This window comes from Pseudoalteromonas sp. N1230-9 (assembly GCF_032716425.1).
In the GTDB taxonomy this organism is placed as follows: Bacteria; Pseudomonadota; Gammaproteobacteria; order Enterobacterales; family Alteromonadaceae; genus Pseudoalteromonas.
Map to the genome: position 1 here is coordinate 2836416 of NZ_CP090419.1, position 15820 is coordinate 2852235.

Annotated in this window: 14 protein-coding genes; 5 read left to right on the forward strand and 9 right to left on the reverse strand. The window is 41.7% G+C overall.

The features are described 5' to 3' along the window. Position 1: 1 nt before the first annotated feature. The gene (locus tag LY624_RS13195) at positions 2-1192 is read left to right on the forward strand and encodes an ATP-binding protein (RefSeq protein ID WP_341803176.1); all 1191 of its coding nucleotides are present in this window, start codon (positions 2-4) and stop codon (positions 1190-1192) included. On the opposite strand, the gene LY624_RS13200 is transcribed toward LY624_RS13195, so the two are convergent. The 6 genes from LY624_RS13200 to proB all read right to left on the reverse strand — a co-directional run bounded on the left by LY624_RS13200 (position 1176) and on the right by proB (position 8190). After that, positions 1176-2024 (reverse strand): MipA/OmpV family protein, encoded by an 849-nt coding sequence (locus LY624_RS13200; RefSeq protein WP_341803177.1) that lies wholly within the window; start codon positions 2022-2024, stop codon positions 1176-1178. The two genes, LY624_RS13195 and LY624_RS13200, sit on opposite strands and share 17 nt — an antisense overlap. A gap of 286 nt (positions 2025-2310) precedes the next feature. Then, entirely contained in the window at positions 2311-3837 is a 1527-nt protein-coding gene (locus LY624_RS13205; RefSeq protein WP_341803178.1) for an arylsulfatase, read from the reverse strand. A 223-nt stretch (positions 3838-4060) separates the two neighbouring features. Continuing rightward, the gene (gltX, locus tag LY624_RS13210; RefSeq protein ID WP_130149589.1) at positions 4061-5545 is read right to left on the reverse strand and encodes a glutamate--tRNA ligase; all 1485 of its coding nucleotides are present in this window, start codon (positions 5543-5545) and stop codon (positions 4061-4063) included. Between the two features lie 80 nt (positions 5546-5625). Continuing rightward, entirely contained in the window at positions 5626-5985 is a 360-nt protein-coding gene (locus LY624_RS13215; protein WP_341803179.1) for a glutaredoxin family protein, read from the reverse strand. A 68-nt stretch (positions 5986-6053) separates the two neighbouring features. Next, entirely contained in the window at positions 6054-7022 is a 969-nt protein-coding gene (locus LY624_RS13220; RefSeq protein WP_130149587.1) for a GGDEF domain-containing protein, read from the reverse strand. A 64-nt stretch (positions 7023-7086) separates the two neighbouring features. Further along, positions 7087-8190: a glutamate 5-kinase gene (gene proB, locus LY624_RS13225; protein WP_341803180.1), complete on the reverse strand. Its 1104-nt coding sequence runs from the start codon at positions 8188-8190 to the stop codon at positions 7087-7089. Between the two features lie 122 nt (positions 8191-8312). Between proB and LY624_RS13230 the strand changes: the two genes are divergently transcribed. Continuing rightward, positions 8313-9260 (forward strand): DMT family transporter, encoded by a 948-nt coding sequence (locus LY624_RS13230; protein ID WP_341803181.1) that lies wholly within the window; start codon positions 8313-8315, stop codon positions 9258-9260. On the opposite strand, the gene LY624_RS13235 is transcribed toward LY624_RS13230, so the two are convergent. From LY624_RS13235 to pdsO, 3 genes are read right to left on the reverse strand one after another with little or no spacing between them, the layout of a single operon-like run. Continuing rightward, positions 9167-9754 carry a class GN sortase gene (locus LY624_RS13235; RefSeq protein WP_341803182.1) on the reverse strand — a complete coding sequence of 196 codons (588 nt, stop codon included), beginning with the start codon at positions 9752-9754 and terminating at the stop codon, positions 9167-9169. The genes LY624_RS13230 and LY624_RS13235 overlap by 94 nt on opposite strands. Next, positions 9742-11742 (reverse strand): marine proteobacterial sortase target protein, encoded by a 2001-nt coding sequence (locus LY624_RS13240; RefSeq protein ID WP_341803184.1) that lies wholly within the window; start codon positions 11740-11742, stop codon positions 9742-9744. Before LY624_RS13240 ends, LY624_RS13235 begins: the two co-directional genes overlap by 13 nt. A gap of 26 nt (positions 11743-11768) precedes the next feature. Further along, positions 11769-12506 (reverse strand): sortase-associated OmpA-like protein PdsO, encoded by a 738-nt coding sequence (gene pdsO / locus LY624_RS13245; protein WP_062569541.1) that lies wholly within the window; start codon positions 12504-12506, stop codon positions 11769-11771. A 219-nt stretch (positions 12507-12725) separates the two neighbouring features. Here pdsO and pdsR point away from each other — a divergent pair, with 219 nt between their 5' ends. The 3 genes from pdsR to LY624_RS13260 all read left to right on the forward strand — a co-directional run bounded on the left by pdsR (position 12726) and on the right by LY624_RS13260 (position 15818). Further along, positions 12726-13415, forward strand: a complete 690-nt coding sequence (pdsR, locus tag LY624_RS13250; RefSeq protein WP_341803185.1) for a proteobacterial dedicated sortase system response regulator — start codon at positions 12726-12728, stop codon at positions 13413-13415. Further along, on the forward strand, positions 13415-15541 hold the full coding sequence (gene pdsS / locus LY624_RS13255) for a proteobacterial dedicated sortase system histidine kinase (protein ID WP_341803186.1): 2127 nt from the start codon (positions 13415-13417) through the stop codon (positions 15539-15541). Before pdsR ends, pdsS begins: the two co-directional genes overlap by 1 nt. A 115-nt stretch (positions 15542-15656) precedes the next feature. Then, positions 15657-15818 (forward strand): hypothetical protein, encoded by a 162-nt coding sequence (locus tag LY624_RS13260; protein ID WP_157066206.1) that lies wholly within the window; start codon positions 15657-15659, stop codon positions 15816-15818. The last annotated feature ends 2 nt before the right edge of the window (positions 15819-15820 follow it).

A 15820-nucleotide genomic window follows, 5' to 3' on the forward strand; every position in this document is an offset into this window, starting at 1 on the left:
AATGAAACAGCAATTTTTTAAGCTCTATCTGATCATTACCGTTAGTCTAATCGCTTTGGTGCTTGCATTTGGCCAATTATACAATGAGTTTTTTTCAGAGCATTCACCGAGTATACAAATCAGCGTAGATGAACTGGCTCAAATTGCACAAGATAAAGACGTGCGCATTCAATCGTTTAATGCGAGTGAATTAATACTCCCAGAGAGTTTGCAAATTTCTTTTAATAAAGATGGCATTATTAGTGTTACAGAAAACGGCCAACAGTTTATTTATTTAAAGAGCAACAATGGGAGTATTCAACGTATAGGTCCTGTCGAGCTAATGACGCAAAGCTCAACTGATTGGTTGGCTTTTTTTGCTTTTTACAGCTTATTAGCTGCAATGATCCTAGTCTTTATACGCCCTGTGTTTAGGGACTTAAGCCTATTACAACAGGCAGCCTATCGCTTTAGTAAAAAACCACACCCCATTACTTTAGATATCAAGCCTAGCTCCTCAATAGCGCCACTGGCTAATACGTTTACTCATATGTCAGAGCGAATAAACCGGTTTGTACAACTGCATAATGATTTATCACGCATTATTTCACATGAAATTCGTACGCCACTGTCTCGTATGCGCTTTGCACTTTCAATCACCGACATAGAGTTAGAACAAAGTAGTCAAATTGAACGAGACATTGATGAAATTGAGCTGCGTCTAGAGCAATATCTTTCATTTGCACGACTAGAGCATCAACAAAGCTTCTTTACTCAAGAAAAAACCAATCTTCATGAATTAATAAGTTATGAAGTGAGTAAATTCGACCTCTATAAAGAGTTCACATTCGATCTCCAACTGCACGAAACGAGTGCATATTGCGAAAGCAGCTTTATGGCAATTGCAGTACAAAACCTGCTTATAAATGCAACAAAATATGCAAGACAAACGATTACTATCCAAAGCAAAAGTGAGCAAGGCAATTATGTTATCCGTGTAATAGATGACGGCCCAGGCTTACCTGTTAACGCTGATGCACTCATAGAGCCTTTTAAGCAAGGCGAAGGTGATAAGTTAGCCAGTGGTTATGGTCTTGGATTATATATAGTTTATCGTATCGTCAGTTGGCACGGAGGAAAGGTTTCTTTAAATAATAACAGCCCAACTGGCGGAGCTGCTATCTCTATTACTTGGCCTAAAAGTGGTAAGTAACTCCTGCAAAACCTGAGAAATATCCCCCTTTGTCTACCATCTGTGAGTGGGCAAGGTTACTATCAAGCCAAGTATGCTTAAGTTTTAAATCAATGCTTACACTCTCGTTTATTGGGTAACTATAACTTGCTTTAACATGGTAATTAATGGCACTGGTTAAATTATAATGAGGCAGACGTGTCTTACTTTCCCCAGCTGCCACAGTATAATAATACTCAATTAACTCGCTATTTTTATAAACAGCACCTATTTCAAGGCTGGCCAGTCCAAAAAGCATCTCGAAATTACAATACACATTAACAAAGAACTCATGGCCATTGTGTACATCAGTTACATCTTGCACGAATGCCGTGTTCAGCCACACATCGTCATACAACTGAACAGCAGAAGATAATCCCACCATATAAGACAAATCACGCTCTATCGCCGTCAGGTTTATTGGTGTTGCTGAAGGGATACTCGGCCTACCGCCTGATTTACTAGAGACTGCACTTACCGCAAATAATTTGTCGATGCCATCCAACTCAAAGAAAAAACCATCGTCATTAAAACGACCAAAGAGATCAAGGTAGTAACTAGGCGTTTCTAATAGACTGTAGCCAACTGAAAAATCATCAAAATACCAATGTTCTCCATAGTAAGCCAAGCTTGGTAAAACAGGTGAGGTAATATTGTCAGCATTGATAACTGGGTTTTCTATGCCACCATAGCCAAGCGTTATACTGGCATTCAAGGTAGATTTTTCGATGTAGTGAGGTTGCTCTAAATCTGTCTGCGCATATGTGATTAATGAGGTTAAACAACATGCTATGCCAAGTAAGTTTTTTATCAACTTTATTCACCCTGTTGGTATCAAAATGTATTTATATGGCAACAATTAATGCGACTAAAAAGCGCCTCTACCCTTGCGATCATAACGTTTGAATACACCTTTGTATATTTCTTTAGCTCAAGGTGAGCGACTTATTCACACACCCGTTAATGAAATTATCACACTAAAGAAAATATGAAATACCTTGTACATTTTGCTACATAGCCATTTCAACATTTTATATTACCTAAAATACAAAAAGGGCCCGTAGGCCCTTCTTAGCTGTAAACGACACTTTAAACTATTACTAACGATTAAGTGCTTGTTTTGAAATCATTTCAGCGACACTTCCAACCTGTACCGACATACTTTCTTGGCTTGGTGGGAAAGCTTTAAAGGTTTTCACAAACTCTGCAATTTGATTGCCCGCAGGGCCTAAAATCCAGCTACGGTTTTCAGCCCATTCATCATAACCCCGAGCATCAATAAAACGCTCAAATGGATCCATTTTTAAGTTAATAATGTAAGGAGAAGTAAGTGCATTTTGTGTTGATCTAAACCAGTGGTTTTGCTCAGTGAAAATAAGCTTCCAATCCCCATAACGCATGCCATGGAAAGTAGTTTCGGTGAAATAATAAAACTCTTTACGCTTTGTTTTACCGTTATTTAGTAAGATATCACTTTGATCAAAACCGTCTAAATGCACTTTATACTTTTGACCATTAATTTTGGTGCCTTTCAATAAATTAGCTTTGAGATCTTTATCACCCACCCATGACATAATTGTAGGCATCCAATCTTCCATTGTCATGAACTCACCGGTGCTTACACCTTTTGGAATATGACCAGGCCACTTCACAACTAAAGGCACTCTGAAGCCCCCTTCCCAGCCACCAACACCTTTTTCACCGTGAAATGGTTGGTTACCACCATCAGGCCAAGAGTTTGATGCCGCGCCATTATCAGTCGAAAACATCACGATCGTGTTATCTGCGACTTTTAACTCATCAAGCAAGTTAAGTAATTCACCCACATCGTCATCCATTTCGGCCATACCATCAGCGTATAAACCATAGCCAGTCTTACCATCATACGCTTTATTTAAGTTAGTTTGATAATGCATACGTGTGGTGTTATGCCAAACAAAGAAAGGCTTATCTTGTTTGACTGCATCACGAATAAAACGCTTTGATTCGACAAGTACTTCTTGGTCTAAGTTGCGCTGACGCTCTTTACCAAACTGTCCTAGATCTTTAATTTCTTGCTTACCGTTAGCAAGCGCTTTTGAGTGGATCACACCACGCATTTTTAAACCAAATTTCTCTTGTGTTTTAGCGTTTTGCGGATAATCTTGCTGCTCAACATATTCACCAGCATTGAGGTGATACAAAATACCAAAGAACTCATCAAAGCCATGATTAGTTGGTAAGTGCTCATCAAGGTCACCTAAATGGTTTTTACCAAATTGACCTGTTACATACCCTTTGGATTTAAGCATAGTTGCAAGTGTTGGATCTTTCTTTTGCAAGCCTTGCGGTGCACCAGGAAGGCCTACAGTACTAAGTCCTGTACGCATCGGGTACTGACCTGTGATAAATGCTGCACGCCCTGCGGTGCAAGAGGCTTGTGCGTAGTGATCCATAAATATCATGCCATCATTGGCAATGCTATCTATGTTAGGGGTACTGCCTCCCATCATACCGCGATGATAGGCACTGATATTCCACATACCGACATCATCCCCCCAAATAACGAGTACATTGGGCTTATCGGCGGCGTAGCTGGGTAGACTAAAAGCCAGTATGGTCATACAGACCACAAGATACTTAAACATCACTTTCTCCTTGAAAATAAACTGATTTTAATAACCAGTAATTATTTAAATCCTCGCTTGCAGCCACCTTATACTGCTACTTAAAGTTGTTTCTACAAGTGATAATTGTACATATTTAATACTAAACAAGTAGTATTATATTTCAATGAAGAAGAGAAAAAAGTTTGATTTAGCTACAAAAAAGCCGAGCGATGCTCGGCTTAAAATAGATTACCTAGTAAAACTATGCTTGCGGATAATCCCGATAAGCACGCTCAATATTTTTCGCTTGCTTTTTCGACACACCAATATGCGCCAGTGCAACACGTAAGCGAGCACGAGATAGGTCAGAGCCTAAAATTTCCATCGCATCAAGTACTGATGTTGATGAAGTCTTCCCTGTGATAGCCACAAAGATTGGCTCAAGAAAGTCTTTAATCTTCAATTCATGGAAAGTTGCAACCGCTTTTGCAATCGCAAAAATCTCTGACTTCTCCCAGCTACGTAAGCCTTCTAGTTGCCAGATAAAGAACTGTAATGCTTGACGAGTTGCATCTTCACCCGCTTTACCCGCTGTTAATAGCGCAGGGTCGTAGCTTGGAATACCACCCACAAAGTGACCCGCAAGGTCAACCATGTCAGAAAGCGTATTAATACGCGTTTTTGCTTCTGGTAATACTTTAGCGAATAGCTCAGTATTAAACTTCCAATCAACAAAACGTTGCATTAATTCTGCATCAGATAAGTTTTCACGGATCCACATACCGTTTAACCAGCTAAGCTTATCGATGTCGAAAATTGGGCCGCCCAGCGACACACGTTTCATATCAAAGTGTTCAATCATCTCTGCTAAGGTGAACTTTTCACGCTCATCTGGCATTGACCAACCCATACGGCCTAGATAGTTTAATAGCGCCTCTGGTAGGTAACCCATTTCTTTATAGTAATTGATTGACGTTGGGTTTTTACGTTTCGATAATTTTGACTTATCTGGGTTACGAAGTAACGGTAAGTGGCCAAGTACTGGCGCTTCCCAACCGAAATCTTCGTATAATTTTAATAGCTTAGGCGCTGAGTTGATCCACTCTTCACCACGGAAGATGTGGCTAATTTGCATGTGGTGATCATCAACAACGTTGGCAAGGAAGTAAGTCGGGAAGCCATCTGCTTTAAGTAGCACTTGCATGTCTACATTTTCCCATGGGATCTCAATTTCACCACGTAGGTAGTCGTTAAACTTAAACGTGCCTTCGCTTGGGATCTTCATACGGATTACGTAAGGCTTACCCGCTTCAAGATTTGCTTTAATTTCATCTTCAGAAAGATTTAAACCACGACCATCGTATTTAGGGCGCAGGCCTTCGGCCATTTGCTCTTCACGCATTTGGTCTAGTTCTTCGCTCGTAGCAAAGCAATAAAACGCTTTACCTTGTTCAACAAGTTGATGCGCAAATTTCTTATATAAATCGCTACGTTCAGATTGACGGTATGGACCAAACTCACCGCCCACATCTGGACCATGATCCCAGTTTAAGCCTAACCATTGTAAGCTATCCATAATAGCTTGCTCTGATTCTGGTGTACTACGAACTTGGTCTGTATCTTCAATACGTAACACAAACTCACCGCCTTGCTGCTTAGCAAAACAGTAGTTAAATAATGCGATGTATGCAGTACCTAGGTGCGGGTCACCTGTTGGTGACGGAGCAACACGGGTGCGAATTGTCATGGTTATATCTCTCAAAAGACAATTAAAAATTTGCCCAAATGCTAGCACAGCACGGGCTATAATCGAAGTGAAAAGCCGCTTTACGCAGCGACTTTATCTAAATAAGCAATGATATCGTTTGATTCGTACAACCAAGTTACTTGGCCGTTTTCTTCAATACGTAAACAAGGCACTTTAATTTTTCCACCCTGCTCGTGTAACTCTTGACGAAATTGCTGGTTACCTTTCGCATCACGGGTTTCAATGGCTAAGCCTTGACGCTTAATAGCACGGCGTACTTTTACGCAAAAAGGACATGCTTTGAATTGGTATAATTTAAATTGCGATGTCACTGAATCAAGTGCAGCTTGCTCTGCTGCTGGACGCTTCTTACTACGTGGTGTGAATACAAAATCAAAAAACAAAATGATGCGACCGAGTAACCAACGAACAAACTTCATGTAAAATCTCATACTGATTAAAATTGATGGTGGGCAATTTTAACACAGCAATAATCGCGACAACAGATTCAAAAAAGCTCTATTGAGTCATCAGAGCGTTTGCTATCTTGAATCCCAAGCTCAGCGTACGATGTCACCTGATTACGACCATTATTTTTAGAATGATATAGTGCGACATCTGCTTTTTGAACAAGGCTTGCGACCATTTCAAACTCACAAATAGGTAAAAAACCGCAACTGACGGTTAGATTTCCAACTTGAGGAAAAGGATACTCTGCCACACAAGCACGAAAACGATTAAGTGCATTGCGCGCATCTGTTTCATCAGACGCTTGAAACAAAACAGTAAATTCCTCACCACCGTAACGAAAAACATAGTCTTCAATGCGAAAATTATTTTTAAGCAATTGGGCTACCAGTAAAATAACTTCATCACCAATAACATGACCAAAATTATCATTAACACGCTTAAAATGATCAATGTCCACCATCGCCAGATACCAGTGAGGATGATATTGATGATCTTTTGGCTCAAGTGTCGCTTCTGCTGCGATATCAATCACCTTTTTATCAAAGGTTTGTCTATTTAATAACTCAGTAAGGGGATCTAATTTAGACTTGTGTAGCAATGACAATTGGTTAGCATAGATATTTAGCATATAAATGGCTAACATACTTGAGCGCTCTGAAAGCTCTTTTTCAGACTCTATCACCAGCACCCCCATCACATTTCCTATATGGTAAATAGGCACATAGGTAGAAATAACCCCATAATTACGGCTAATGCGAATTTTGTTGCGACTGACTTTCTCTATTAACTCACTGACTTCATGCTCATTTAACTCTTCAATAACTGAGTCTTTGTTAAGTAAACGAGCTGGTAGCCCTGGTTTGAATAACTTGTTCACATAAATAGCGAACCGTGAAAACTCTTCGAGCTCCGTCACCGCATTGATAAGCGCCTGATCAAGTTCAGGCTCTTCTTCTTGTTGCGTAATTGAGATTATCCAGTCATGTCCGCAAGCGTTTGCTGGCATTTAGAAAGCCCTCTAAACTAACTATAACTTTAGTCTAGTTAACTTTATAAAAATTACTAAAAAACTACAGTAAAATCATATCATCTCTGTGAATGACTTCGCTGCTAGGTGCAAATGCAAGTAACTGGGTAATTTGTGATGAATGGCAGCCTTTAATTTGATCAATTTCTTGGTGATTAAAATTAACAAGACCTTTAGCAATACACTGTCCTTGATTAGACACTACTTCAATCACATCGCCGCGCTCAAACTGTCCTCGCACAGTCTTTACACCTTTTGCTAGTAAGCTCGCGCCACGCTCTTTAAGCGCAAGGCTTGCACCATCATCAATCACTAATTGCCCCGTACTTTTAGGCCCTGCAAGTAACCATTTTTTGCGGCCATCTTTTGGTGCAGTGAGCTTTAAAAAACGTGTACCAGGAAGCTTGTCGGCCATGCAATTTAAAATCACATTTTTACCAGCACCTTTGGCAATGATCACCTCAACACCCGCGCGACGTGCAATATCGGCAGCTTGCAGCTTGGTTGCCATACCACCGGTTCCAAGTGTTGTACCACTACCACCAGCAAGCTCTCTGAGCTCATCATTAATATGCTCAACTTCATTGATAAGTGTTGCATTGGCATCAGAGCGAGGATCGCCTGTAAATAAGCCTTCTTGATCAGTTAACAATAACAGCTTTTCTGCATTCGCTAAAATCGCCACTAAAGCAGATAAGTTATCGTTATCACCGACTTTAATTTCGGCGGTGGCCACGGCGTCATTCTCATTAATAATAGGCACCACATCATGCGCAAGTAGCGCATTTAAGGTATCGCGGGCATTTAAGTAACGTTCACGGTCTTCTACATCGGCGCGAGTCAGTAGCATTTGCCCAACATTCACGCCATACAAAGCAAACAAGCTTTGCCAAATATGAATAAGCTGCCCTTGACCAATTGCGGCCAGCATTTGTTTTTCAATCAAAGAATGGCCACAGGGGGTAACTAATTGCTCGCGCCCAGCAGCAACCGCGCCACTTGATACTAAAACAACCTGATAACCCTGTTTTTTTAATTCGCAACATTGGCGAACAAGTTCAACCATGTGTGCTTTATCTAATTTGTCTGTACCGCCAGTCAATACACTCGTACCTAGCTTAACAACAACGACGTGTGGCCTTTGCATGTGCGTTTTAAAGTCTGTAATAAATAATAGGGAATTTATATATACCAGTTAACAGTTTTTGAACAAGTAAAAAAAATTCATGCTAGGATCACGCTCTCGTTTTTTACTCAATATCGACACCTATGCCAGCCAGTATATGCTTAATTATCGCGACCTTTTTATGGGGTAGCTCTTACATTGCGTTAAAGCACGCAATCAATATTTACGACCCTGTGTTAGTGATTTTTTTAAGAATGCTAACCACATTACTGATTTGCTTATGTTTATGGCGATATGTGATCCGCTTTGAGTTTAAACAAGGTGACTGGAAGTATTTAATTGGGATGTCACTGGCTGAGCCTTGCTTTTATTATTTATTTGAGGGGCATGCCCTAGAGTACACGTCAGCATCGCAAGCTGGGGTTATTGTCTCTTGTTTACCAATTATCGTTGCTATTTTGGCGTTCTTAATATTAAAAGAGTACATCAGTAAAGCCATTGTCGTTGGTTTTACCTTATGTATTGGTGGCAGTATTTTATTAACGCTATTATCACCAAGCACTGAGCAAGCCCCTAACCCTTTGCTTGGTAACTTTTTAGAATTGATGGCGATGGTGTGCGCGGCATTTTATACCGTGAGTGTAAAACACTTAGTCGCTCGTTACTCGCCGCTTACCTTAATTGCAATTCAAGGGTTTAGTGGTAGTTTGTTCTTTGCGCCTTTTTTATTTTTCATCGAACTACCGAGCGAAAATCAGCACGATTTAAGTGCCCTAATGAGCATTTTATATTTAGGCTCATGTGTCACGTTAGGTGGCTATGGCATGTACAATTACGCCATCAGTAAAGTGTCGGTGTTAACCGCTGCCGCCTACTCTAATCTTATTCCAATTTTTGCGTTAATTTTGTCAGCCATTCTACTAGGCGAGGTGCTGACTGTTTGGCAATGGGTGAGTATTGCAGTGGTATTTGCAGGTGTTATTGTTAGCCAACGTCATCAAGAGCTCAAAGTTGAAGTAGACGACGATAATTTATCAGCCGATACCAATAGCCTAAACTCAGTGCCTGACGCTAACGAGTCAAAAGGGTAACAGGTTAATAAATAAAGGCCTGATTGCGCTAAAAAGCCCTGTTCGCTTTGATGAATAACATCAATGCTGCGAACTTGATAGTGTTCAATCTGGCCATTTTGCAACTGCATAGAGAATTGCTCACCTACTGCGACATGTTTTAAAAATGCAAAGTGGGTGTCGTTATGGCCCGCAATCAACACCCCTTTTGTACTGCCAAGCTCTCCACTTGGTAAAAAGTGCCCGGGGGCAAACGCAAGGTTTCGCCCCGATGCACCAGCAAGTACTGTTAACTCTTGCTGCTGGCTTGGCCAATTTATGTGTGCGGTGACATAACCATCGGCGTAAAACCATGGCCTCACTTGCTCATTAGGACTTTGCAAAGCTTGCTGCCAAGCTGACTCAATTAGCGCCTGTGCCAGCCAAGCTTTCGCCTGCATATAGCCACCATTAACAAACAATGCGATGCCAAGTAAGGCGCTGCAAACTGGCAGCGCTTTTTTTAGCGTCGCCATTGCCATAACCATGAGAATGTAAGCAGCAACAACCCAAGTAGCATAAACACTCGGCTTTGTCCGTCGGTTTGCGGTAGCGCCATGCCGTTAGGGAGTTTGTTTCGTACTTGCATTGAACGCTCTGCAATCTCATTACCCGCGTAGTTATCAACTGCAATAAAGGCTGTAAATGGGCTAAGTAAATTGTGCTGAAGTGCCAATGCTTCGACTTCTGCTCGTACCGTTTGTTTTTCGTTATAAAGCAACAGCGATTTAATTTTTTGTCTTGCCCAGAGCCTAGCGATACCTTCGCCGTTTGCGGCATTGGCCGTTGCTAAGTTAATGGTCATGGGTCCTGAGTTTGTTTGCCCTTTTAACGTTAAGTGCTGACTGCCATCAAGCTTTATGGCAACCAAAACCGGCTCTGAAAAATACAAGTCAGGTAATGGCGATGGCCAGTATTCAAGTGCTGCTTTATCGCCTTCAAGAGCAAGCTCTGTAACAGCAGGATGTGCCAGCTTATCAAAAAGCAGCTGCATTTTTGGCTGTACTTGGCTGGTGCTACTAATAAAAGTGAAAGTACCACGGCCAATATCAGCCGCTCTTGTCATAAAAAAGCTATTAGGCGCACTGCCAATACCCACAGTAAAAAGCCTGCTGTCACCTAAGTCAGATTGAATTTGCTTAAATAACTGCGTTTCGTTACCCACACTGCCATCGGTTAAAAATACCACTTGGCGTACAAAGCCATCATGCTGTTTACCATCAAGTACCTGCGTCAGTGCTTTTGCGATTTCGGTGCCACCATCGGCTTGTAAACCATAAATAAAGCGCTCAGCGCGGCGAATATTAAAATCATTAGCAATCATCGGCGTGTCACTTAATAGCGAGACTTCGTTATCAAAACCTATGATATTAAAGCTGTCGTTTTCATCCAGTAACGATAAGGCATAAAACAAGGCCTGCCTTGCCTGCTCCATAGATTGACCATGCATTGAACCTGAAGTATCAACAACAAACACCATTTCGCGAGGCAGCCGTGCTTGCGAGGTAAAGTGATCGCTTGGCGGCACTAGCATTAATAAGCCATACTTTTGCCCTGCGACTGTTTCGGTAAAAAATGCAGCCTGTGAGTGAGCTTTATCATGGGGCTTAAATGTTAGCTCAAAGTCTCTATCCATCGGAATGTCACGATTAAGCGATAATTGATAACGGCCAAAACTTGGGTTATCGACTTGCATACCATCTAAGTTGGCGTTGATGTAACTAAGCTCTAGGCCAATATCCATCGAAATAGCAAGGTTTAGGCTCGCATCAGACTCTTGGCTTTTAGCATGGTGAAAAACAGGTTTTAGCCACGCTGATGCCACTTGCGCTTTATTAGCCGCTGGTTCACTCTGTTGTTCTGTGTCTTTTTTTTCTAGATACGTTTTTTGCTGTAATTCTGCCGTTAAAGGTTCGTAGCGCGGCGTAATAGTGGTCGGAAAACGCAACGAAAACACACCATCACGAAAGCCGATGATCTCTTGGTATTGCAAAGTAATTTCAATTTCTTCACCAGCTCCAAGATTTGCCACATCAGTAGAGAAAATATTAGCACGTTGCTGACGCACTAAAGCGGCGCGTTTACCCTGCTTTTGAGCTTGCTCAAATTGCTGTTCAGCCTGCTGCTTAAGGGCAATATTGCCTGTGATAATGCGCTCACCTATTTGCATTTGCATGGCATGCACAGCACTTTCATCAGGTAACGGAAACACATAGCGAGCATTGACCGCAAATGGATGCGGGTTTTGATAACGCTGTTTAACAACAACATGATTAATCAGCCCCGTGAGTGTCATAGTGACATCGTTTTTCATTAGTAACCCCGACGACACTTGGCTATTTGAGTCATCATAAAAACGCAGTTCGGCACTGGCATTAGCAGCGAACACAGGGTTAACAGCATAACCTAACAGCAGGATAAAAAGGCTCATATACATGAGCCTTTTGGTGCGTTTACTCAACATAATTAGTCACTCCATCGACCGATGAATTAGTGGTTACTTTGCGCTGTACGCAAACTACTTTGTGTCACAGGGCGCGTCGTCAATGTTACGCGGCGGTCAAAGATGTTGTCTTCGTAGTTATTTGAATCAGCAACACTTTGCTGCTCACCAAAGGCGGTTGCGGTTAAGCGGGTATGCGGCACGCCTTGTTTAATTAAGTAGCTTTGCACGGCATTTACACGCTGCTTTGAAAGCATTAAATTAGCCAACTCATCACCGCGCTGATCTGCAAAGCCATTTAAGTCGATAGCCAGATTTGGCTGGGCAATCAGTAACTGAGCTACTTTGTCGAGTTGATTAGCAAAGTGCGGGGCAATTTCACTAGAGCCAGTTTTAAACTGCACCGTCATGGCTAGTAAAGTATTAAGCTGGGCTTGCAATAACTGCTCTTTTTCATCCGCTAATAATTCAAGCTGCTCACTTAGGGCGGCGTTATCAGCAATCACTTGTTGGTAATCAGCGGTTTGCTCTTTCATTACGACTAATGCGTGAGCTTGTTCATCAATGGTGTTTTCTGCCGCTTCTTTTTCACCAATTAAGCCGCCTGCAAATGCCCCCACAAACGCGCCAATTGGACCACCTACTAAGCCGCCAACAACGGCACCAGCACTAAGGCCTATCGCTGTTTCTTTTGGTGTATCTTGCTTTGTTTGATTTGCAGCAACCGCATACTGTGTTGTTGATAAAGCAGTGGTAATGACAGCGGCAATAATTAATTTTTTCATGGTTTAATCCTTTTTGTACTTAATTGCTTGGCAACATTGGTTGGTGTTGCGAACTTGGTATGGAGCTATTAAAACAAATCGAAATGGCAATAAAGGGGATCAAAAAAGGCAAACTGCTGAGCAATTGTGGCAGAAAAATGGCAATCGCATTTTTGCCAGTACGCAAGGCAAAAAATTAGGTATAGTTCGCTGTAGAAAGAATTTAAGTAAGTATTAACAATGAAGAAAATAGCAATCGTTGAAGATGAAACAGCAATCCGCGAAAACTACACAGAAATGCTCAGCACTCAGGGCTATCAGGTTGTAGGCTTTGCTGACAGAGCCAGTGCTGAACTGGCATTTAATCAATCTTTACCAGATTTAGCCATTGTTGATATTGGCCTTGGCCATGAAGTAGATGGTGGTTTTTTACTTTGCCAAACTCTACGCAGCCTTTCTAAAACCTTACCGATTATATTTTTAACCGCCCGCGATAGCGAAATTGATACCGTGTGTGGCCTGCGCATGGGAGCAGACGACTACTTAACCAAAGACATCAGTATGGCGCATCTTGCTGCTCGCATTGGCGCATTGTTTAGACGCCTTGATGCCTTCGATCAACCCGCCGATCAAACCGCTCTTTTACATCGCGGCCCGTTAAAGTTAGATACCCAGCGCATGCAGGTTTTTTGGCAAGAGCAACTGGTTGATTTAACTGTGACAGAATTTTGGATGGTGCATTCACTTGCGCAGCGTCCAGGCCATGTAAAAAGCCGCAACGAATTAATGAGTGATGCAAAAATTTATGTTGATGACAGCACCATTACTTCGCACGTAAAACGCATTCGTAAAAAGTTTATTGCTTTAGATGATGCATTTGATTGCATTGATACCGTTTACGGTATGGGTTATCGCTGGGAGCAAGCTTAATGCTGCGTTTGGGGCTTAGAACAAAGTTTATTTTCTTATCCTGCTTTTTATTTTTATTGCCTTGGCTTGGCTATGAGTATGTATGGGAAATGGAAAAGTTCTTAAGACAAGGGCAAGAAAAAACCTTAGTGGGCACAACCCGCGCACTCGCTACCGCATTACATGAGCGCCCCGCTTTGTTTGACTCACAAACCAACTTTTTAGATCAAGTGGTAAAAGGCCGAGATTTATATGCTTACAACCTAAATAATCCGATTCAACTTGATGGCAAACTGTCGGAGTGGCAGCCTTATCAAAGCTTATTTTGGCATTACGACAAGCGCTACTTACAGGGGTTAAATAATGATCATCAAGATAGTGATCTAAGTTTTGATCACATGGTAGGCAAATACGAAAACTACCTTTATGCGGCATTTAAAGTCACTGACAGCTCACTGGTGTATCGCGCTAAAAATGTGCTCAGCTTTACCCGTAATGATCACTTACAGATCATGTTAAAAACACCCGAAGGTGAATTTAAACGTTATGTGGTGGCTGCCCGCCAAGATGGTTGGGTTAATGCCTTTGATGCTTCGACACAAGAGCCGGTCACTAAAATTCAAGGCTATTTTAAAAGCACCAACGCGGGTTACAACATAGAGCTGCGTTTTCCGCTTTCGATGTTAGGTAATAAGCTCGGTTTTGCGATTGAAGATTGGGATGAAGGCAAAGCTGAGCCTCAGCTTATGTCGACCTCAAACCTACAAAACCCCAATGATATCGGCTCAGTTTTAGTGCCGTCACCAGAAATTAACCGTATTTTGAAAGGCATGGGTCACAGTGGTAGTCGAATATGGGTCGTAGATAACCATCATCGTGTACTTGCGCAATCAGGCTCAATTCATCATGCTGATGGCGTTTGGGCAGATGGCCTTAAAGATGCGCCTGCAACAACGTGGTGGCAACGCTTTGAGCAAGATTATTTGCATCCTCTTTACTATAAAATATTAACTCGCCCAGAAAATGAATTTATTGATACCTTACATGATGTCGCCGCGATGCAAGGCACTCACATAGCCAGTGCTTTAAATGGTAAACCCGCATCATCATGGCGTTTAACCCCAGATAACAAAGCCGTTATTTTATCTGCCGCCTACCCTATTTGGATCCAAGATAAAGTGATTGGTGCAGTAATCGCAGAAGAAACCACCAATGGCGTGCGCACTCTGCGTAATAAGTCACTAGAGAAGCTATTTAATGTCATTTTAGCGGTAATGCTTGTTGGCACCGTGACACTGTTCTTTTTTGCGTCACGAATTTCCAGCCGTATTCGCCGCCTGCGTGATAATGCCGAACAAGCCATTGATGCCCAAGGGCGGATCACCGGCAAAATAACCTATGCCGATTCGAATGATGAAATTGGTGACCTTTCTCGTAGCTTTGCCAACATTGTTAGTCGTTTAAGTGGTTATACTGATTACTTAGAAAATATGTCATCACGACTTTCCCATGAACTACGCACGCCTGTGGCTGTTGTTCGCTCATCACTTGAAAACTTACAAATGCAGCCACAATCTGAACTAAGTCAAAAATATCTCGACCGTGCCAGTGAAGGGGTTGAGCGGTTGGGTAAAATTATTACCACCATGAGCGAAGCAACGCGTCTTGAACAAAGTATTCAAAGCGCCGAAGCTGAAGAATTTGATCTGACCAAGGTGATCACCGGCTGCATGCAAGGCTATCAAATAACCTACGGTGAAAGTCTATTTACCTTGTCGCTTTGTAAAGAGCCGTTAAATGTCAGTGGCGCACCAGAGTTTATTGCCCAATTGCTTGATAAGCTCATCAACAATGCACTTGAGTTTAAAACTCCACAAAGCACAATTTCCGTTAGCTTAATCAAGCAAGAGCAACATGCATTATTAAAAATTAGCAACCAAGGACCTCTGCTACCTGACGGTTTAGTTGAACACATTTTCGACTCAATGGTCTCGGTGAGAAGTCAGCAACATCAACAGCAGCCTCACTTAGGCTTAGGTCTTTATATTGTAAGGCTTATTTGCGATTACCATCATGGTAAAGTAGCCGCTGAAAATTTAGATGATGGTACGGGTGTTGTGTTTACTGTGGAGCTGCCTATTAAATAAGCAAATTTGTGTTACATATGATTACAGTTTAATGACGCATTATTCACCGATAATTCAGCTTCAACTGCTTAGTATTTGTCGTATAAATGGCAAATTCGACATTAAGGGGGGTATCATGCAGTCTGGATTACAACGCGAGGAAATAGAATTTATTATGGGACTGTATAATTGCAATGATACAGCCGACAAACCAGTAAAACCTAAAAAGCCAGTAAAAAAAGCGGCCAATAAAAAAATTGATGCAGCGCAATATAAGTCACCAAGTTATTTGACCTAATC